The sequence below is a fragment of the Pseudomonas sp. LBUM1646 genome, from assembly GCF_059716165.1.
Window position 1 is genome coordinate 2111541 of sequence record NZ_CP166810.1, and the last position, 20938, is coordinate 2132478.

Sequence of the window (20938 nt, forward strand, 5' to 3'; positions counted from 1 at the left end):
TTGTGCCGTGCCCCGACCTTCTAATCCGCTATTTTTTTACCGACGGTAGGCTGGCCACTACTGCGAAACGGGCAATTGGCGCCTTAAACTGCTAAAGTGCCGCCCGTTATTACTTATGAGGATTGTTCCAATGGCGACTAACCGTTCCCAGCGTCTGCGCAAAAAACTGTGCGTCGATGAATTTCAAGAGCTGGGTTTCGAACTGAACCTGGATTTCAAAGAAGATTTGGCTGATGAAGCCATTGATGCTTTCCTCGACGCGTTCCTGAAAGAAGCTATGGAAGCCAACGGTCTGGGTTATGTTGGTGGCGACGACTTCGGTCTGGTTTGCCTGCAGAAACGTGGCTCGGTGTCCGAAGAGCAGCGTGTTGCTGTAGAAGCCTGGCTCAAAGGCCGCAGCGAACTGACCGAAGCAACCGTCAGCCCGCTGCTGGACGTCTGGTACCCGGAGAAGCCAATCAATCCGGTAGCTTGATGTCATAAAAAACGGCGACCCACGGGTCGCCGTTTTTTTATGCGTAGATTAAATGACCGCAGCCTCGTTTCACTCGACAGCTGCTACATGGATTGCATCGCCCTGTAGCAGCTGTCGAGTGAAACGAGGCTGCGTGCTTTTAGCTTTTACGCCAATTCAAAATCACCAACGTCAAAACCCCCGCCACAATCCCCCAGAACGCCGACCCGATGGAAAACAGCGTCAACCCCGACGCCGTGACCATAAAGGTAATCAGCGCTGCTTCCCGCTCCTTCACTTCGCTCATGGCGATGCTCAAGCCATTGATGATCGAACCGAACAGCGCCAGCGCCGCGATCGACAGCACCAACTCTTTAGGCAACGCGGCAAACAACGCGGCCAGCGTCGCGCCGAACACTCCGGCAATCCCGTAGAAAATCCCGCACCAGACCGCGGCGGTGTAGCGCTTGTTGCGATCTTCATGGGCGTGCGGCCCGGTGCAGATCGCCGCGCTGATCGCTGCCAGGTTGATGCCGTGGGAGCCGAACGGTGCCAGCAGCAACGAGGCGATGCCGGTAGTGGTGATCAGCGGCGAGGCCGGGACGTTGTAGCCGTCGGCGCGCAACACGGCGATGCCGGGCATGTTCTGCGAGGTCATCGCCACCACGAACAGTGGAATGCCGATGCTGATGGTCGCCGCCAGGGAGAAGTGTGGCGTGGTCCAGACCGGCGTCGCCAGTTCCAGATGAAAGCCGCTAAAATCCAAAAGCCCCATGAACCCGGACAATGCGGTGCCGACCAACAGCGCGGCGAGCACCGCGTAACGGGGCGACAGGCGTTTGATCACCAGATAAGTGAAGAACATCCCCAGCACGAGTGCCGTGCGATGCTGGGCCGCGACGAAAATCTCGCTGCCGATCTTGAACAGAATCCCCGCCAGCAATGCCGCGGCCAGCGACGCCGGAATCTTTTTCACCAGCCGTTCGAAGCTGCCGGTCAAACCACAAATCGTCACCAGCACCGCGCAGGTAATGTAGGCGCCGATGGCTTCGCCGTAAGTCACACCGCCCAGGCTGGTGATCAACAAGGCCGCGCCGGGTGTCGACCAGGCGATGGTGATCGGTGTGCGGTAACGCAAGGACAGGCCAATCGAACACACTGCCATGCCGATAGAGATCGCCCAGATCCACGAGGAAATCTGCCCGCTGGTCAGGCCCGCCGCTTGCCCGGCCTGGAACATCAGGACCAGGGAACTGGTGTAGCCGGTCATCATGGCGATGAAACCGGCAACGATGGCCGAGGGTGACGTGTCGGCCAGGGGGCGCAGTTGCGTTTGCGTGGCGTCGTTCATGACAGCGGTGTTCCTTGTTCTGGTGAAGATGTCCGCCGCAACGCTAAACCTGTAGGAGCAAGGCTTACCCGCGATGGCGTCCCTGAGATCGCTATCGCGGGCAAGCCTCGCTCCTACACAGGAATTGCGTTCGGGCAGCGGATTCCAGGTTCAAGCCTAAACTCAAATGTAACGGACCGTTGCAATACAGCCGAGGCCGCAAACAGCCATACAGTCGTGTTGCCACCATCCATTGTGTACAATCGCGGTGTTTTTTACGCGATACTTGCCAGCGACCCACTGTGCCGTATTACAGTCACGGTCTATTCGCCGCAGTTCTCCCGACTCGAGTGCCCATGAACGAACAGTTGCAGCCCCTAAAGAAACAATCGCGAGCAGGCAAAGCCGGCCGCAGCGGCACCCAGGACGATATTGTCTACGCGCATATCTTCGAGGCCATCCTCGAACAGCGCCTGGCGCCCGGCACCAAGTTGAGCGAAGAAGCGCTGGGGGAAATTTTCGGGGTCAGCCGCACCATCATTCGCCGCGCGCTGTCGCGCCTGGCCCATGAAGGCGTGGTGTTGCTGCGACCAAACCGTGGCGCGGTCGTCGCCAGCCCGAGCGTCGAAGAGGCTCGCCAGGTGTTCCTCGCCCGTCGTTTGGTCGAGCGGGCGATCACGGAACTGGCAGTGCAGCACGCCACCGCCGAGCAAATCGCCGAATTGCGGCAGATGGTCAACGACGAACGCGACAGCTTCTCCCGTGGCGATCGCGGCGCGGGCATCCGCCTGTCGGGTGAATTCCACCTGAAACTGGCCGAAGCGGCGAAGAATGCACCGCTGATCAGCTTTCAGCGCAGCCTGGTGTCCCAGACCTCGTTGATCATCGCCCAGTACGAAAGCGGCAACCGCTCGCACTGTTCTTATGATGAACACACCCAGTTGATCGATGCGATCGAAGCGCGCAACGGTGAGCTGGCGGTGGACTTGATGATGCATCACATGGATCACATCGACAGCAAACTCAACCTCGACGAAGAAAGTGCGTCGGATGATTTGCACGCGGTGTTCTCGCATTTGTTGCAGACCAAGAAGCCGGGTAGGTCTTCCGCAAAAATCTGACGGTTCGACGCTGATCGTTCCCACGCTCCGCGTGGGAATGCCTCAACGGACGCTCCGCGTTCGGCTTTGGATGGGACGCGGAGCGTCCCGGGCTGCATTCCCACGCGGAGCGTGGGAACGATCAACGATCAAAAAATCCCCCGCAACCATCGATTGCGGGGGATTTTTTTTGCCCGGGAAGCCTTAACGCTGATCAGATCGTTCCCACGCGGAGCATGGGAACGATCAGCCCGAAGAAAACCTTAGCGCTGATGCACCAATTTCCCCGCCGCATACGTCTGCAGAACAGTCCGGTCATCCCCCAACGTCATCAACACAAACAACGTCTCGGCAATGTTATTGGTCTGCTTCAAGCGATAGCTGAGCAGCGGCGTGGCGTTGTAATCCAGCACCAGGAAGTCCGCATCGGTGCCGGCATGCAAAGTACCGATCTTGTCTTCCAGCCGCAGCGCCCGCGCACCGCCGAGGGTCGCCAGGTACAGCGATTTGAATGGGCTCAACCGCGCACCTTGCAACTGCATGACCTTGTACGCTTCGTTCAACGTTTGCAGCAGCGAGAAACTGGTGCCGCCGCCAACGTCCGTACCCAAGCCGACATTCACTTTGTGCTTCTCGGCCATCGGCAAATTGAACAAACCGCTGCCGAGGAAGAAGTTCGAGGTCGGGCAGAAGGCGATCGCCGAGCCCGTCTCTGCCAGTCGTGCACATTCGTCGTCACACAGGTGCACGCCATGGGCAAATACCGAGCGCTCGCCCAGCAATTGGTAGTGATCGTAAACGTCGAGGTAGCCCTTGCGCTCCGGAAACAGCTCCTTGACCCACTCGACTTCCTTGAGGTTTTCGCTGATGTGAGTCTGCATGTACAGATCAGGATATTCGCCGAGCAACTGGCCGGCGAGGGTCAGTTGTTCCGGGGTGCTGGTCGGGGCGAAGCGCGGGGTGACCGCATAGTGCAAGCGACCCTTGCCATGCCAGCGCTCGATCAGCGCCTTGCTTTCGACATAGCTGGATTCGGCAGTATCGGTCAGGTAGTCCGGCGCGTTGCGGTCCATCATCACCTTGCCGGCGATCATCCGCAGGTCCAATTGCTCGGCCGCTTCGAAGAACGAGTTCACCGATTGCGGATGCACACTGCCGAACACCAGCGCGGTCGTGGTGCCGTTGCGCAGCAATTCCTTGATGAAAATATCCGCGACTTCATCGGCGTGGGCCTTGTCGGCGAACTGGCTTTCGCAGGGGAAGGTGTAAGTGTTGAGCCAGTCCAGCAATTGCTCACCGTAAGCGCCAACCATGCCGGTTTGCGGCAAGTGGATGTGGGTGTCGATCAGGCCCGGGGTGATCAGCGCATCCTGGTAATGGGTGATCTCGATGTCCGCCGGCAGGGCTGCCAACAATTCGGTGGCGTGACCGATGGCGCTGATCTTGCCATTTTCGACTACCAGCAAGCCGTCTTCGAAATACTCATAGGAGGCTTCGATCCCCACTTCGGCGGGGTCGGCGATGCTGTGCAGGATGGCGGCGCGGTAGGCTTTGCGAGTGAAAGGCATGTGAGTTCTCAACTAGAGGCTTGGCTGCGGCGTGAAGCGGGCAGCAGTTTGGCAATCGATGATCCGGCGCTGGCGGTCTGCTGGCCGAAATTCGCGTTATACGTGGCGATGATTTCGCCGGCGATGGAGATGGCGATTTCCACAGGCAACTTGCCTTTGACTTCGCCGATGCCCATCGGGCAGCGCATGCGTTGCAGCACGGCGCTGTCGAAACCGCGATCACGCAGGCGGTGTTCGAACTTCACCCGTTTGGTCTTCGAACCGATCAGGCCGAAGTAGGCGAAGTCGTTGCGCTTGAGGATCGCGGCGGTGAGTTCGAGGTCGAGCTGGTGATTATGCGTCATGACGATGCAGTAGCTGCCGACGGGCAGGTCGTCGATTTCATCCACCGGTTCTTCGGTGACGATTTTGCGCACGCCGTGAGGGATATGCTCCGGGAACTCCGCTTCCCGAGAATCGATCCAGCGCACCCGGCAGGGCAGGCTGGCGAGCAACGGCACCAGCGCCCGACCGACATGGCCGGCGCCGAACACGGCGATTTGCGCCTGGACCTGGCCCATCGGTTCGAACAGCAACACGGTCACGCCGCCGCAGCACTGGCCCAGACTGGCGCCGAGGCTGAAGCGTTCCAGGTGCGTGTCCTGCTTGCCGCTGGCGAGCATCTCGCGGCCGATCTGCATGGCCTTGTATTCCAGATGCCCGCCACCGATGGTGTCGAAGGTCTGGCTGGCGCTGATGACCATTTTCGAACCGGCATTACGCGGCGTCGAGCCGAGTTCTTCGATGATGGTCACCAGCACGCAGGGTTCACCCTGGGATTGCAGGTCGGCGAGGGCGTCGATCCAGTTGTACATGTTTCACCTCTCAAGATCGTTCCCACGCTCTGCGTGGGAACGCATCTCTGGACGCTCCGCGTCCGCTGTTCACAATGCGACGCAGAACGTCGCGGGCTGCATTCCCACGCAGAGCGTGGGAACAATCAAACCACCACCTCGGATTCAGCTTCCACCGCTTTAACGGCTTTCAACTGGCGCATCTGCTCACACCCCCACAACACCCGCTCCGGGGTCGCCGGCGCATCGATGTTCGGTTGATGCTTGTAGTCGCCCAGACTGGCCACGGCATCCTTGATCGCACACCACGAAGCGATGCCGAGCATGAACGGTGGCTCACCCACAGCCTTGGAATGGAACACGGTGTCTTCCGGGTTCTTGCGGTTTTCCACCAGCTTCACCCGCAGGTCCAGCGGCATGTCGGCCACGGCCGGGATCTTGTAGCTCGCCGGGCCGTTGGTCATCAGTTTGCCTTTGTTGTTCCACACCAGTTCTTCCATGGTCAGCCACCCCATGCCCTGGATGAAACCGCCCTCGACCTGGCCGATGTCGATGGCCGGGTTCAACGAGGCGCCGACGTCGTGAAGAATGTCGGTCCGCAGCATTTTGTACTCGCCGGTCAGGGTGTCGACAATCACCTCGCAGCACGCCGCGCCGAAGGCGTAGTAGTAGAACGGACGACCCCGGGCCTGACTGCGGTCGTAGAAGATTTTCGGGGTCTTGTAGAACCCGGTGCTCGACAACGAAACCTGGGCGAAATACGCCTGCTGGATCAGCGCTTCGAAGGTCAGGATATGGTCGCGAACTCGCACATGGCCGTTGTGGAATTCCACGTCTTCTTCGCTGACCTTGTAGTGCCGCGCGGCGAACTCTACCAAGCGTTTCTTGATAATTTCCGCTGCGTTTTGCGCGGCTTTGCCGTTCAGGTCAGCACCGCTGGAAGCAGCCGTCGGCGAGGTGTTCGGCACCTTGTCGGTGTTGGTCGCGGTGATCTGCACGCGGTCCATTTCCACTTGGAACACTTCAGCCACGACCTGCGCGACTTTGGTGTTCAGGCCCTGGCCCATTTCGGTGCCGCCGTGGTTCAAGTGGATGCTGCCGTCGGTGTAGACGTGGATCAGTGCGCCGGCCTGGTTGAGGAAACTGGCGGTGAAGGAAATACCGAATTTCACCGGGGTCAGCGCCAGGCCTTTTTTCAGGATCGGGCTGTTGGCGTTGTAGCGACGGATCGCTTCGCGGCGCTCGGCGTACTGGCTGCTTTCTTCCAGTTCGGCGGTCATTTCCTCGAGCATGTTGTGCTCGACGGTCTGGTAGTAATGGGTGACGTTGCGCTCGGTCTTGCCGTAGTAGTTGGCCTTGCGCACCGCCAGTGGATCGAGGGCCAGATGACGGGCGATGGCGTCCATCACTTCTTCGATAGCGACCATGCCTTGCGGGCCACCGAAACCACGGTAAGCGGTGTTCGACGCGGTGTTGGTTTTGCAGCGATGACCATTGATGGTCGCGTCGCCCAGATAGTACGAGTTGTCGGCGTGGAACATCGCACGGTCGACAATCGACGCCGACAGGTCCGGTGAGCAACCGCAGTTGCCGGCCAGTTCCAGGGCTATGCCGTGCAAGCGACCGGTGCTGTCAAAGCCGACGTCATACTCGACGTAGAACGGGTGACGCTTGCCGGTCATCAGCATGTCTTCGACCCGTGGCAGGCGCATCTTGGTCGGTTGACCGGTGAGGTGCGCGATCACCGCGCACAGGCACGCGGGGCTCGCGGCCTGGGTTTCCTTGCCGCCGAAACCACCGCCCATGCGGCGCATGTCGACGACGATTTTATTCATCGACACATCCAGCACTTCGGCAACAAGCTTCTGCACTTCGGTTGGGTTCTGGGTCGAGCAGTAGACGATCATCCCGCCATCTTCAGTCGGCATCACCGAAGAAATCTGGGTTTCGAGGTAGAAGTGTTCCTGGCCGCCGATGTGCAGCGTGCCTTGAATCCGATGTTCAGCGGTGGCCAGCGCGCCGGCCGAATCGCCGCGCTGATGGGTGTGGCTGTCGAGCACGAAGTGGCGTTTGCGCAAGGCTTCGACCACGTCCAACACCGGTTCGAGGTCTTCGTATTCGATGATCGCGGCCATCGCGGCTTTGCGCGCGGTTTCCAGATCTTTCGCCGCGACGGCGAGCACTGGCTGACCGACGAATTGCACGTCATCGATCGCCAGCAGCGGATCGCCCGGCAGCAACGGGCCGATGTCTTTCAGGCCCGGTACGTCTTCGTGGGTGATGGCGATGCGCACGCCTTCAAAGGCGTAGCAAGGCTTGGTGTCGATGCTGATGATTTTTGCGTGGGCGCGGTCCGACAGGCGTGAATAAACGTGCAGCTGATTCGGAAACTCCAGCCGGTCATCGATGTACTGCGCTTCCCCGGACACATGCTTGGCGGCGCTGTCGTGCTTGACGCTGCGGCCGACACCGGTGGTCAGGTCCTTGGCGAACAATTCAGCCAGTTCGGCTTGGGTCTTCTCTACAGCGTGATGATTAGACATAAGCGGTCACCCGAGTCTCGATGTGCGGCGTTTGCAGTTCGATGAAGTATTTGCGCAGCAGGTTTTGCGCGCTGAGTAGGCGGTATTCCTTGCTCGCGCGGAAGTCCGAGAGCGGCGTGAAATCTTCGGCCAGGGCGGCGCAGGCGCGTTCGACGGTGTCGTTGTTCCAGGTGGCGCCGAGCAATACGGCTTCGCAGCTTTTTGCACGTTTTGGTGTTGCGGCCATGCCGCCGAAAGCGACGCGGGCGTCGGCGATCACGCCGTTGTCGATGCGCAGGTTGAACGCGGCGCAGACAGCGGAAATGTCATCGTCCAGACGCTTGGAAACCTTGTAGGCGCGGAACAGTTGTTCGGCGCTGGCGCGCGGCACGATGATCTTTTCGATGAACTCGCTTTCCTGGCGCGCGGTGACCCGGTAATCGATGAAGTAATCTTCCAGCGCCAGGGTGCGGCGGGTTTCGCCTTTGCACAGGACGATCTGCGCGCCCAGGGCAATCAGCAGCGGAGGTGAGTCGCCAATCGGCGAGGCGTTGCCGATGTTGCCGCCCAGGGTCCCTTGGTTACGAATCTGCAGCGAAGCAAAGCGTTGCAGCAATTCGCCGAAGTCCGGGTATTCGGTTTTCAGTGCGTCGTAGCAATCGGAGAGGGCGGTCGCGGCGCCGATTTCCAGGCGATCATCGAAGCGTTCGATGCGCTTCATCTCGGCGACGTTACCGACGTAGATCATCACCGGCAGGGTGCGGTGGAACTGCGTGACTTCCAGCGCCAGGTCCGTACCGCCAGCCAGTAGGCGAGCCTGTGGATAAGCGTCGTAGAGGTCGGCCAGATCAGCGACGGTCAGCGGCACCAGGCAGCGTTTGTCGCCACTGTTGAGTTCGCCGATGTCGGTGGGGGCGATGGCTTTCAGGCGGGCGATGGTGTCGGCTTCGCGAGCATCGAACTGGTCCGGTTGCTTGCCGCAGCAGGACTGTTCGGCGGCTTGCAGGATCGGCCGATAGCCGGTGCAGCGGCACAAGTTGCCGGCCAGCGCTTCGTGAGCTTTATGGGAATCGGGTTCGTCGCTGTTCTTTTGCAGGGCGAACAGTGACATCACGAAGCCCGGGGTGCAGAAGCCGCATTGCGAACCGTGGCACTCGACCATGGCTTTTTGCACGCTGTGCAGTTCGCCTTGGTGCTTGAGATCTTCGACACTGATCAGTTGTTTGCCGTGCAGCGACGAAACGAACGTCAGGCACGAGTTGAGGCTGCGATAGCGAATGTGCTCGCGGCCGTCGTCTTCCGTTTGCAACTCGCCGACCACCACGGTGCATGCGCCACAGTCACCGCTGGCGCAGCCTTCTTTGGTGCCGGGTTTGCCCACATGGTCGCGCAAGTAATTGAGCACGGTCAGGTTCGGGTCCAGGGCGTGCTCGCTACGGAGTTCCTGGTTTAGTAAAAACTGGATCACGGAAGGCCTCGCAGACTCATTATTGTTGTTAACCGATTTGAACCGAATTTATCAGGTCTGACTTTTCGGTCAATGGTTTTCTGACTTAAAGGTCAGGAAATCACGTTTTGTCGATCAACAGCGCGTTCCATCAGTATTGACCCTCACGGGTTAGCCTGCTTTTTGCTTAATTCGTGCCAAAAACCGCCGGGTGGGCACTCCGCCATGACGTACCAATTGCGCTACACTGCGCCGCTTGTGCAGATCGAAGAGTTTGAAGGACAACCATGACGTTCAAGGCGCCGGACAGCCTCGCCGAGCAAATTGCTCACCACCTCGCCGAACGCATCATTCGCGGCGAAATGAAGCCGGGAGAGCGCATCCAGGAACAGAAGGTCACGCTGGCCCTCAATGTCAGCCGCGGTTCAGTCCGTGAGGCCTTGCTGATCCTCGAGCGTCGCCACCTGATCGCGATCCTGCCGCGACGGGGCGCCCATGTCACCGAACTCACCGCGCACAAGGTCCAGAGCCTGTGCACGCTGATGAGCGAGCTCTACATCTTGCTCGGCAACGCCGTGGCCACGGGCTGGCAAGTCCAGGCCGACCTCGCGCCGTTCGTGCAGATTCAGCAGCGCCTGACCGCCAGTTACGAGCGCCAGGACATCCGCACGTTCGTCGACGACAGCTTCAGCGTGATGCGCGCCGCGTACCCGTTTGCCAACAACCCGTACTTGCAGGAAACCGTCGAGAATCTGCAACCGGCCATGAGCCGCGCGTATTTCCTCGCCCTGGAACAGCGCAAGGCCGAGATGAGCGAGTTCCTGGAGTTGTTCGAGCGCTTGCTCGCGGCGGTGATCGCCCGTGACTTTCCGCAGATTCGCGAAGTGCTGACGGCGTATGCCCAGCGCAGCTGTGATCTGGTGGTTTCCGCCCTGACGGTCGCTTAAGCGTGCGGCTCAAGTGCATCAAACTGGCGGGGTTCAAATCCTTCGTCGACCCGACCACGGTGAACTTCCCCAGTAACATGGCGGCAGTGGTCGGGCCCAATGGTTGCGGCAAGTCGAACATCATCGACGCCGTGCGTTGGGTGATGGGCGAGAGCTCGGCCAAAAACTTGCGCGGCGAGTCGATGACCGACGTCATCTTCAACGGCTCCACCAGCCGAAAACCGGTGAGCCAGGCGAGCATCGAACTGGTGTTCGATAACTCCGACGGCACCCTGCTCGGCGAGTACGCGGCCTATGCGGAAATTTCCATTCGCCGCAAAGTGACCCGCGACAGCCAGACCACTTATTACCTCAACGGCACCAAATGCCGTCGCCGAGACATCACCGACATCTTCCTCGGCACCGGCCTGGGCCCGCGCAGCTACTCGATCATCGAGCAGGGGATGATCTCCAAGCTGATCGAGTCCAAGCCCGAAGACCTGCGCAACTTTATTGAAGAAGCCGCCGGCATCTCCAAGTACAAGGAGCGCCGGCGCGAAACTGAAAACCGCATTCGCCGCACCCATGAAAACCTGGCCCGCCTGTCTGACTTGCGTGAAGAGCTTGAGCGACAGCTCGAACGCTTGCACCGCCAGGCCGAGTCCGCCAGGAAGTATCAGGAATACAAAGGCGAAGAGCGTCAGCTCAAGGCGCAACTGTCGGCCCTGCGCTGGCAAGCGTTGAACGAGCAGGTCGGGCAGCGCGAAGCGATCATCGGCACCCAGGAAATCACTTTTGAAGCCTTGGTGGCTGAGCAGCGCAATGCCGATGCGGCGATCGAACGCCTGCGAGACGGTCACCACGACCTGTCCGAACGCTTCAATCTGGTGCAGGGGCGCTTCTATTCGGTGGGCGGCGACATCGCCCGGGTCGAGCAAAGCATTCAGCACGGCCAGCAGCGTTTGCGCCAGTTGCAGGATGATCTGAAAGAAGCCGAGCGCGCGCGCTTGGAAACCGAGTCGCACCTGGGCCACGACCGCACCTTGCTGCTGACCCTCGGCGAAGAGTTGGACCTGCTCACGCCTGAGCAGGAAGTCACCAGCGCCGCCGCCGAAGAAGCCGCCGCCGCGCTGGAAGAATCCGAAACCACCATGCATGGCTGGCAGGAGCAGTGGGACACCTTCAACCTCACCGCCGCCGAGCCGCGTCGTCAATCTGAAGTGCAGCAGTCGCGGATCCAGCAGCTGGAAACCAGCATGGAGCGATTGGCCGATCGGCAGAAGCGTCTGGGCGAGGAGCGCGCGTTGCTTTCGGCGGACCCGGAAGACGCGGCGATCATGGAAATCAGCGAGCAGTTGGCGGCTTCCGAGGCAACGCTTGAAGATTTGCAGGCCAGTGAAGAAGCGCAGGTCGAACGCCTGGAACAACTGCGTCAGGAATTGCAGTTGGCCCTGCAAAATCAGCAACAAGCCCAAGGCGATTTGCAGCGCCTCAACGGTCGTCTCGCGTCTTTGGAAGCCTTGCAGCAAGCCGCTCTCGATCCGGGCACCGGCACTGCCGAATGGCTACGTGAACAGAATCTGGCCGACCGTCCGCGTCTGGCCGAAGGTTTGAAAGTTGAAGCGGGTTGGGAGCTGGCGGTGGAAACCGTGCTCGGTGCCGACCTGCAAGCGGTGCTGGTGGATGACTTCGGCGATTTCGATCTGGCCGGGTTTGCCCAAGGTGATTTGCGTTTGCTCAGCCCCGCCAGTGATGGCGTGCGCGTGGCTGGCAGCTTACTCGAGAAGGTCGAGGCGCAGATCGATCTGTCGCCGTGGCTGGGGCAGGTCAAACCGGTCGATAACCTCGAACAGGCCTTGGCCTTGCGCGGTCAATTGGCGGCAGGGGAAAGCCTGATCAGCCGCGACGGTTACTGGGTCGGCCGACACTTTTTACGCGTGCGCCGGGCCAGCGAGGCGGAAAGCGGCGTGCTCGCTCGCGGCCAGGAAATCCAGAGCCTGGGCCTTGAGCGTGAAGAGCGCGAAGCCGCAGTCGAAACCCTGGAAACCCAACTGCAAAATCTCAGGGCGCAACAGCGTCAGCAGGAAAACGGTCGTGAACATTTGCGCCGTCTGCTGCAAGACGAAGCCCGTCAGCAAGGCGAATTAAAAGCGCAGTTGTCCGCCGGGAAAGCCAAGGCTGAACAACTGACCTTGCGCCGCACTCGCCTCGACGAAGAGCTCGTTGAGCTGGGCGAACAACGGGCGCTGGAACACGAAAATATCGGCGAAGCGCGCCTGCAATTGCAGGAAGCCCTCGACAGCATGGCGCTGGACACCGAGCAGCGCGAGTTGCTGCTGGCCCAGCGCGACAGTTTGCGCGAACGCCTCGATCGGGTACGCCAGGAAGCTCGTCAGCACAAGGATCACGCCCATCAACTGGCGGTGCGTCTGGGCTCGCTCAAGGCGCAGCATGATTCCACGCGTCAGGCGTTGGAACGGCTGGAGATGCAGTCCGAGCGCCTGACTGAAAAGCGCGAGCAGCTGAGTTTGAATCTGGAAGAGGGCGAGGCACCGCTGGAGGAACTGCGCCTGAAACTCGAAGAGTTGCTCGACAAGCGCATGACCGTCGACGAAGAACTCAAGACCGCGCAAATGGCCATGGAAGATGCCGACCGCGAACTGCGTGACGCCGAGAAGCGCCGCAATCAGGCCGAGCAGCAATCGCAATTGATCCGCGGCCAACTCGAACACCAGCGCATGGAATGGCAAGCCCTGACCGTGCGCCGCAAAACCCTGGAAGATCAGTTGCTGGAGGACGGCTACGACCTCCACGGCGTGATCGCGACCCTGGTGGCCGAAGCCAACGAGAAGGAGGCTGAGGAAGAGCTGGAGCGGATTGCCGCGCGCATTGCGCGTCTGGGCGCGATCAACCTGGCAGCCATCGACGAATACACGCAACAATCCGAGCGTAAACGTTATCTGGATGCGCAGAACGACGATCTGGTGGAAGCGCTGGATACGTTGGAAAACGTGATTCGCAAGATCGACAAGGAAACCCGCAACCGCTTCAAAGATACCTTTGATCAGATCAATGCCGGAATACAGGCACTTTTCCCAAAAGTTTTCGGTGGAGGGCGCGCGTATTTGGAACTGACGGGCGAAGATCTACTCGATACAGGGGTAACGATCATGGCGCAGCCGCCAGGGAAGAAGAACAGCACCATCCATTTGCTCTCCGGTGGCGAAAAAGCCCTGACCGCATTGGCCCTGGTTTTTGCGATCTTCAAGTTGAACCCGGCGCCGTTCTGCATGCTCGATGAAGTTGACGCGCCACTGGATGACGCTAACGTTGGACGCTACGCACGGCTGGTCAAAGAGATGTCGCAGACGGTGCAGTTCATCTATATCACCCACAACAAGATCGCCATGGAAATGGCCGATCAACTGATGGGGGTGACGATGCACGAGCCGGGTTGCTCACGCTTGGTGGCAGTGGATGTCGAGGAGGCGATGGCGATGGTGGATGCCTGAGTCGCTGGCTGTAGGACAGGTGTTTAAGCGCTGTAGGCTTATTTACTTGCCCTTTACTTGCTGGCCAATCGACATATTCGCTCAAGCCATTGTGACAGACGGTGTAAAGTTGCCTTTGGTCGTGCTAGTTTAATGTCAATTTTTCGTATACGTGGGCAAAACGCCTGTCAGAACATAGAGTTGGCGCCACGTTTTAAAGCGGTTTGCACGTTGTAAACCCCTTATTTTTCAGCATTTTTTATAGAGGCACGGGATTACATGGAAATCGGTCTGCGCGAGTGGCTGATCGTCATCGGCATTATTGTCATTGCCGGTATTCTTTTCGATGGCTGGCGTCGCATGCGCGGCGGCAAGGGAAAACTTAAATTCCGTCTTGACCGAAGTCTGTCCAACCTGCCGGACGAGGACACCAGCGCCGAGCTGTTGGGCCCGCCTCGGGTGCTGGATACGCATAAAGAGCCGCAACTGGACGAGCACGATCTGCCGTCGGTGAGCATGCCGGCCCGGGAACCCCGTGAGTCGGGTTCCAAGCGCGGCAAGCGTGGCCATGGCGAGCCTTCCCAGGGCGACATGAACTTGAGTCTGGACCTGGATGGTGGCCCGAGCTTCAGCAGCCGTGACGACGATTTCCCGGATGACACCAAGTCTTCGCCTTCGGTCAGCGACAAGGAACAACCGCAAGCCGAAGAAGTGCTGGTGATCAGTGTGATCTGCCGCGACGCTGCTGGCTTCAAAGGCCCGGCGCTGTTGCAGAACATTCTGGAAAGCGGTCTGCGTTTCGGCGAGATGGATATTTTCCACCGCCACGAAAGCATGGCTGGCAACGGTGAAGTGCTGTTCTCCATGGCCAATGCGGTCAAGCCGGGCATCTTTGATCTGGACGACATCGACCACTTCAGCACCCCGGCAGTGAGCTTCTTCCTCGGCCTGCCAGGCCCGCGTCATCCGAAGCAAGCCTTCGACGTGATGGTGGCCGCAGCGCGCAAACTGTCCCAGGAGCTGAATGGCGAACTGAAAGACGACCAGCGCAGCGTGCTGACTGCCCAGACCATTGAGCACTACCGTCAGCGCATCGTTGAATTCGAACGTCGCGCCCTGACCCAGAAGCGTTGATTCAAAAGGTTGCTACCGCGCGGTGCGCGGGACGATCGGCAAAATAGATTGAGCAGCCTCGGCTGCTCTTTTGCTTTATGAGAGAACACCCATGACTGCCGCCAAAACCCGCATTCTAGAGCTGCGCGCTGAGCTGGATCAGCACAACTATCGCTATCACGTGATGGACGAGCCGAGCATTCCGGACGCCGAGTACGATCGGTTGTTCCACGAGCTCAAGGCCCTCGAAGCGGCCAACCCCGAACTGATCACCAGCGACTCGCCGACCCAGCGCGTCGGCAGCGCGGCGCTGTCGGCGTTCACTCAGGTTCGCCATGAAGTGCCGATGCTCAGCCTCGGCAACGCCTTCGAAGAAACCGACATGCGCGAGTTCGATCGCCGGGTGACCGAAGGCCTGGACCTGCCGGCCGGCGACCTGTTCGGTGGCGGTGCGGCGGTGGAATACAGCTGCGAACCGAAACTCGATGGTCTGGCGGTCAGCCTGTTGTATCAGGACGGCGTGCTGGTGCGTGGTGCCACGCGCGGCGATGGCACCACTGGCGAAGACATCAGCGTCAACGTGCGCACCGTGCGCAATATTCCGCTCAAGCTGCACGGCACCGGCTGGCCGACGACCCTGGAAGTGCGCGGCGAAGTGTTCATGTCCAAGGCTGGTTTCGAACGGCTCAACGCCACGCAATTGGAAGTCGGCGGCAAGACCTTCGCCAACCCGCGTAACGCGGCGGCCGGCAGCTTGCGCCAGCTGGATTCGAAGATCACCGCCAACCGCCCGCTGGAGTTCTGCTGCTACGGCATCGGCCAGATTTCCGCCGATATTGCCGACACCCACATCGGCAATCTGAAGCAGCTTCAAGCCTGGGGCATGCCCATCAGCCATGAAATGAAACTGGCCCATGGCATCGATGAATGCCTGGATTACTACCGCGATATCGGCGAACGGCGTAACGCGCTGGGCTATGAAATCGATGGCGTGGTGTTCAAGGTCAACAGCATTGCTTCGCAGCGTGAATTGGGATTTCGTGCGCGGGAGCCGCGTTGGGCGATTGCCCACAAATTCCCGGCGATGGAAGAACTTACCGAATTGCTCGACGTGGAATTCCAGGTCGGTCGTACCGGTGCCGTGACGCCGGTGGCGCGTTTGAAACCGGTCAAGGTGGCCGGCGTCACCGTGGCCAATGCGACGTTGCACAACATGGATGAAGTCGCTCGCCTGGGCTTGATGATTGGCGACACGGTAATCATTCGCCGCGCCGGCGATGTGATTCCGCAAGTGGTGCAAGTTGTACTTGAGCGACGTCCGGAAGACGCACGGCCGGTGCAGATTCCCGAAAAGTGCCCGGTGTGCGGCTCCCATGTCGAGCGCACGCAACTGGTCAAGCGCAGCAAGGGGCGCGAGACCGTCAGCGAAGGCGCGGTGTACCGCTGCGTCGGACGCCTGGCCTGCGGTGCTCAGTTGAAGCAGGCGATCATCCACTTCGTCTCCCGTCGCGCCATGGACATTGAAGGCTTGGGTGACAAGAGCGTTGAGCAACTGGTCGACGAAGGCCTGGTCAGTTCGCCGGCCGATCTGTATGCGCTGAAGTTCGAAGACATTGTCGACCTGGAAGGCTTTGCCGAACTGTCGAGCAAGAAACTGCTCGGCGCCATCGAAGACAGCAAGCAGCCGAGCCTGGCGCGTTTCATCTACGCCCTCGGCATCCCCGATGTCGGCGAAGAGACGGCCAAGGTCTTGGCGCGCTCCCTGGGCTCGCTGGAACGGGTTCAGCAGGCGTTGCCGCAAGTGCTGACGTACTTGCCGGATGTCGGCCTGGAAGTGGCTTACGAGATTCACAGCTTCTTTGAAGATGCGCATAACCGGCAGGTGATTGCGGATTTGCTCAAGCACGGTTTGCAGATTCAGGATCAGGGTGAGTTGGGCGCCGAGTTTTCCGCGAGCACCACGCTCGGCGGGTTCCTCGACAAGCTGCACATTCCGTCGGTGGGGCCGGGCGGGGCGCAGAAGCTGGCGGACAAGTTTGGTTCGCTGGAAGGGGTGTTCGAAGCGGATTGGCTGGACATGCGTCAGGCGCTGCCGGAGAAGCAGGCGAATTCGGTTCGGGAGTTTTTCGCCGTCGAAGACAATCGCCAGATCGCTGAAGCCGCCGAGAAGCAACTGCGTGATTTCGGCATGCATTGGCAGAGCGAGAAGAAAGTCGTCGAAGGCTTGCCGCTGGCCGGGCAGACCTGGGTGCTGACCGGTTCGCTCGAATTGATGAGCCGTGATGTGGCCAAGGACAAGCTTGAAAGCCTTGGCGCCAAGGTGGCGGGCTCGGTGTCGGCCAAGACTCATTGCGTGGTCGCAGGGCCGGGAGCGGGCTCCAAATTGGCCAAGGCCAATGAGCTGGGGTTGAAGGTGCTGGATGAAGAGGCGTTTGTGGTGTTCCTGAAGGAACACGGCATCCCGGTCGAGTGATGATGATCGTTCCCACGCTCCGCGTGGTAATGCCGCCACGGACGCTCTGCGTCCGCTTCTGAATGTGACGCGGAGCGTCACGGGATGCATTCCCACGCAGAGCGTGGGAACGATCTTGAAGCTGAAATGATCTAGTCTTGGCACCCCTCAGGGAGAGTTCGCCATGTACCGTTTCTTCGAACAGCTCAGTTCCCGCATCGCCGCGCCCTTCATCGGCGAGAGCTCGCGCAATAGCAAAGTCTGGCATTGCCGCTGTGGGCAGTCGTTGTTCTTTCGCAACAGCCAGTGCCTGGCCTGCTCGGCGGCGCTGGGCTATCAGCCGGAACAGAGTCGCTTGTCGTCGCTGCAACCCGGCCCGCAAGCGGACACCTGGCTGCTCGATGCTGATCCTGAGGCGGGTGTGTTTCGCCGTTGCGCCAATCTCGATTCCCCGGCCGCCTGCAACTGGCTGCTGCCGGCCAACGACCATGATGCGTTGTGCATTGCTTGTAGCCTGAACCACACCATCCCTGATCTATCGATTCCCGAAAACCCTGAACGCTGGCGCAAGGTCGAGACGGCCAAGCGTCGATTGGTCGCGCAACTGGTCAGCCTCGGTTTGCAGGTCATCCCGAAAGCCGTGGACGAAGAAACCGGCCTGGCCTTCGATTTCATCGGCGTCGACCTCGAAGGCAAACCGCCGACCACCGGTCACGCCAATGGCCTGATCACCCTCGACATCAAGGAAGCCGATGATGCTCACCGCGAGCAGGTGCGGGTGCAGATGCACGAACCCTATCGTACGTTGCTCGGGCACTTCCGCCATGAAGTCGGGCATTACTACTGGGATCGACTGATCGCCAATAGCCAATGGCTGGAACCGTTTCGTGGGCTGTTCGGCGACGAGCGCGCCAGTTACGCCGATGCGCTTGAACGGCATTACCAGCAAGGCTCACCACTGGATTGGCAGCAGCATTACGTCAGCGCCTACGCGACGATGCATCCATGGGAGGACTGGGCTGAAACCTGGGCTCACTACCTGCACATGATGGACGCTGTAGACACCGCCCTGGGCTTCGGCATGAGTGCCCGGGAAATGGACTTCGATTACCAGCCATTCCCGCCCAGCACCCTCTACGACCCGCAGCATCCCGGCGGCGCGGCGTTCCTGTCGTTCGTCAACGCGTGGATCGAGCTGGCCGGCATGCTCAACGAGTTATCGCGAAGCATGGGGCAGCCGGATTTCTATCCATTCGTCCTGCCGCCACCGGTGATCGCCAAGCTGCACTTTATCCACCTGGTGATCCAACAGGAGGGCGGCAGGGCGGATGAGGTGTTGGCGCAATAGGCACGACGCAAGCCTGTGTAGCAGCTGGCGAAGCCTGCGTTCGGCTGCGTTCGGCTGCGAAGCAGTCGTTTATCTGGCTAGCGCGGTTTAACTGACAAACCGAGGCGTCTGAGTTTACGACTGCTGCGCAGCCGAGCGCAGGCTTCGCCAGCTGCTACGAGGCGGGTTTTCGGGGGCTGCGCATGTCCTTGACCTGATTCATATTTTTAATCTGGATCGAACGGTTGTAACTTCGTCTCAGATAGGTACAATGGCGCCGTTCGCCGTCAGGTGAACGTCGTTATGGTGACCCCATCGGTCCCCCCGCAACGATTACCCGTGAACCTGGTCAGATCCGGAAGGAAGCAGCCACAGCGGGAACATTGTGTGCCGGGGTGTGGCTGGTGGGGTTGCCTCCATAACGCCACGTCCTCAGCTTCGAGGAGGTGAGCGCGCAACGCCCTTCGATACATCTCGTTTTAAAAACCCCGATTTTTGTTTGCCTGCTGCACTGCATGCGGCGGATTTTTCGTGCCTGTTGTTTAAGGATCCTGTGCTGCCAGCGTTCCCTGGCAGCACAAAAAACCAAATCGCTTAAGACGACTTGCGGCTAAACAACTTACGTACAAAACCTGCGATCACTACCAGCCCGACGATCAGGAACTTCTTCGCGGCCAGCAGGAAGATGCCGATCTTGGCAAACAAACCGGCCTTGGCCGCCAGTCCACCACCCACCAGTGCCGCCAGACCATAAGACGCCAGTTTGTCGGTGCCGGGGCTGTAGTCGGTGTACAGGTTGCCGTCGGTGAAGTTGGTGAAGGCGATGACTTTCGGCAGTTCCTGCTTGATCATCGGCAGGTCTGCCATGGCGGCGACGGCGTTCAATTCCAGTACCCCTTTGCGGCCGAGTACCCGAATGCTGTAGTTCAGCGTGCTGTCTTCGGCATCGTCGGCTTTCAGCTCTCGGGCCCAGTACATTTTGTGGCTGGCTTCGTCGTAATGCGGTTGCTCGGCCCAGCCCAGCAAGTGCAGACCGGCATAGCCCTGCTTTTGCCGCTCCTTGTTGTCTTCCTCATCCTCCTCCTGCATTTGCTTGAGCAGGTCGGCGTAATCGATTTTGGCCGCGTCTTCGTCGGAGACGTGCCCGTCGTCCTTATAGCTGACGATCACGCCCCAGCCGCTGGCGGTCAGTGGGTTCACGGCTTTTGGGATGATCATGCCCAGGGTCTTGTGGCCGGGCGGGTTGCCCCAGCCTTCGGTCAGCAAGCGCTCGGTGTCTTTCGGGTCGAGGTAGTAAAACTCGTCATTGAGTTTCATCGTCGCAATGCCGGAGGGCAGGGTGATGGTGCCGTGCTGCTTCTTGAGGCTGGCGAGAAACTGTTCGGGTGTTTGCTCGACCTGTGCCGCTTCGACAGGTGTTGGCTGCGGAGCTGTGGTCGCTTGTGCCGGGTTATGGAGTGCGCACAGCAGCGCAGCCATCAGGAATGGGCGGAGGTGTTTCATCGTAGTCCCTTACATTTTGAATTAATTTCGCGTAAGGATATCGGATGGCCATTATTGACGCACGCTCTTCGAGACTAATTCTGGTGCCTGGATAAGCAAAAGGCAGGTGTGTCGTTTTCGACAAACCTGCCTTTTCTATTACTGGCACTAAGGCTTGGACAAGGCCTGGTCAACCGCTGCGATCAGCTTTCCCAGATCCTTCGGGGTGGCTTTGTGTATGACGCTGAACAGGTACGCCCGCTGTTCGTCTTCATCGCCTAAATCTGCGAAAAACGCTTTCAGCTTCACGCCCAGCACATCGGCAAGCAGGAACAATGCTTCCACGCTGGGGGTATAGGTGCCGGTTTCGAAGCGGCTGATGGTTTTGGGGTCAAAACCGGTTTTTTCGCCGAGTTCAGCCTGAGTAAGCCCCGCGACCTTGCGATAGCGTCGGATGGCCAGACCCAAACTTGAAATTTGCATCGCTCAATTCCCATTTAGAATCAAGAACTTAACGATAGATTTTTGCATTAGACAACTGCATGATCCATCACCTTGTCTTGCAAAATGTGATGTATTTCGTAGAATCGCCGCTCAAAGGGGACATTTGGTGACCTGCTTTCAGAAGTTGAGGCGATATGAAACAGCCGGCATTGCGTTCCAGTGCCGGGTGTGCGGAGAGGCCATGAGTGGCTCGAATGCCTTGCAATAGGTTGCCTGGATCGCTTTTTCCAACTTCGCCGAGGCCTTTGAGCCTAGTTGATCTTCGGCTGTCCCGGGGCCATCAACTGCTGTCCATGGAGTGATTACGTGTCTCTGCGCAGTCCGTCTCAAAACATCTCTTCCGGGCATTGTGCGCTGGTCGAGCGGTACCACCGCTAGCGACAGCGAGC

Annotated in this window: 14 protein-coding genes and 1 other RNA gene; 8 read left to right on the forward strand and 7 right to left on the reverse strand. The window is 59.6% G+C overall.

Annotated features, from left to right (window positions below; translation table 11 throughout):
• Positions 1–130: 130 nt before the first annotated feature.
• Entirely contained in the window at positions 131–475 is a 345-nt protein-coding gene (locus tag ACA071_RS09475) for a YggL family protein (protein ID WP_497644080.1), read from the forward strand.
• A 139-nt stretch (positions 476–614) separates the two neighbouring features.
• Here ACA071_RS09475 and ACA071_RS09480 read toward each other — a convergent pair whose 3' ends face one another.
• Positions 615–1805, reverse strand: coding sequence for a benzoate/H(+) symporter BenE family transporter (locus ACA071_RS09480; RefSeq protein WP_497644081.1), 1191 nt, complete (start codon positions 1803–1805; stop codon positions 615–617).
• Positions 1806–2140: 335 nt separating this feature from the next.
• Between ACA071_RS09480 and ACA071_RS09485 the strand changes: the two genes are divergently transcribed.
• Positions 2141–2905 carry a GntR family transcriptional regulator gene (locus ACA071_RS09485; RefSeq protein WP_497644082.1) on the forward strand — a complete coding sequence of 255 codons (765 nt, stop codon included), beginning with the start codon at positions 2141–2143 and terminating at the stop codon, positions 2903–2905.
• A 242-nt stretch (positions 2906–3147) separates the two neighbouring features.
• Here the strand turns inward: ACA071_RS09485 and guaD are convergent, their stop codons facing one another.
• The 4 genes from guaD to xdhA all read right to left on the reverse strand — a co-directional run bounded on the left by guaD (position 3148) and on the right by xdhA (position 9275).
• Positions 3148–4452: a guanine deaminase gene (gene guaD, locus ACA071_RS09490; RefSeq protein WP_497644083.1), complete on the reverse strand. Its 1305-nt coding sequence runs from the start codon at positions 4450–4452 to the stop codon at positions 3148–3150.
• Positions 4453–4460: 8 nt separating this feature from the next.
• Positions 4461–5306, reverse strand: coding sequence for a xanthine dehydrogenase accessory protein XdhC (gene xdhC, locus ACA071_RS09495; protein ID WP_497644084.1), 846 nt, complete (start codon positions 5304–5306; stop codon positions 4461–4463).
• Between the two features lie 125 nt (positions 5307–5431).
• Positions 5432–7828, reverse strand: a complete 2397-nt coding sequence (gene xdhB / locus ACA071_RS09500; protein WP_497644085.1) for a xanthine dehydrogenase molybdopterin binding subunit — start codon at positions 7826–7828, stop codon at positions 5432–5434.
• Complete coding sequence (xdhA, locus tag ACA071_RS09505) at positions 7821–9275, reverse strand: xanthine dehydrogenase small subunit (RefSeq protein ID WP_497644086.1); 1455 nt, start codon at positions 9273–9275, stop codon at positions 7821–7823. The genes xdhB and xdhA overlap by 8 nt, the downstream gene beginning before the upstream one ends.
• Before the next feature lie 266 nt (positions 9276–9541).
• Here xdhA and ACA071_RS09510 point away from each other — a divergent pair, with 266 nt between their 5' ends.
• The 6 genes from ACA071_RS09510 to ffs all read left to right on the forward strand — a co-directional run bounded on the left by ACA071_RS09510 (position 9542) and on the right by ffs (position 18973).
• Positions 9542–10201 carry a GntR family transcriptional regulator gene (locus ACA071_RS09510; RefSeq protein ID WP_497644087.1) on the forward strand — a complete coding sequence of 220 codons (660 nt, stop codon included), beginning with the start codon at positions 9542–9544 and terminating at the stop codon, positions 10199–10201.
• A gap of 2 nt (positions 10202–10203) precedes the next feature.
• A complete protein-coding gene (smc, locus tag ACA071_RS09515; RefSeq protein WP_497644088.1) occupies positions 10204–13692 on the forward strand; it encodes a chromosome segregation protein SMC in 3489 nt (1162 codons plus the stop codon).
• Between the two features lie 258 nt (positions 13693–13950).
• Entirely contained in the window at positions 13951–14805 is an 855-nt protein-coding gene (gene zipA / locus ACA071_RS09520; RefSeq protein WP_109628880.1) for a cell division protein ZipA, read from the forward strand.
• Positions 14806–14896: 91 nt separating this feature from the next.
• Positions 14897–17257 (forward strand): NAD-dependent DNA ligase LigA, encoded by a 2361-nt coding sequence (ligA, locus tag ACA071_RS09525; protein WP_497644089.1) that lies wholly within the window; start codon positions 14897–14899, stop codon positions 17255–17257.
• 163 nt (positions 17258–17420) lie between these two features.
• The gene (locus tag ACA071_RS09530; RefSeq protein ID WP_497644090.1) at positions 17421–18584 is read left to right on the forward strand and encodes a zinc-binding metallopeptidase family protein; all 1164 of its coding nucleotides are present in this window, start codon (positions 17421–17423) and stop codon (positions 18582–18584) included.
• Between the two features lie 292 nt (positions 18585–18876).
• Positions 18877–18973, forward strand: an RNA gene (gene ffs, locus ACA071_RS09535) — signal recognition particle sRNA small type.
• 184 nt (positions 18974–19157) lie between these two features.
• Here ffs and ACA071_RS09540 read toward each other — a convergent pair.
• Together ACA071_RS09540 and ACA071_RS09545 are read right to left on the reverse strand one after the other, a co-directional pair.
• Positions 19158–20066: a DUF2167 domain-containing protein gene (locus tag ACA071_RS09540; protein WP_497644091.1), complete on the reverse strand. Its 909-nt coding sequence runs from the start codon at positions 20064–20066 to the stop codon at positions 19158–19160.
• A gap of 147 nt (positions 20067–20213) precedes the next feature.
• On the reverse strand, positions 20214–20528 hold the full coding sequence (locus ACA071_RS09545) for a helix-turn-helix domain-containing protein (RefSeq protein WP_258696753.1): 315 nt from the start codon (positions 20526–20528) through the stop codon (positions 20214–20216).
• Between the last annotated feature and the right edge of the window lie 410 nt (positions 20529–20938).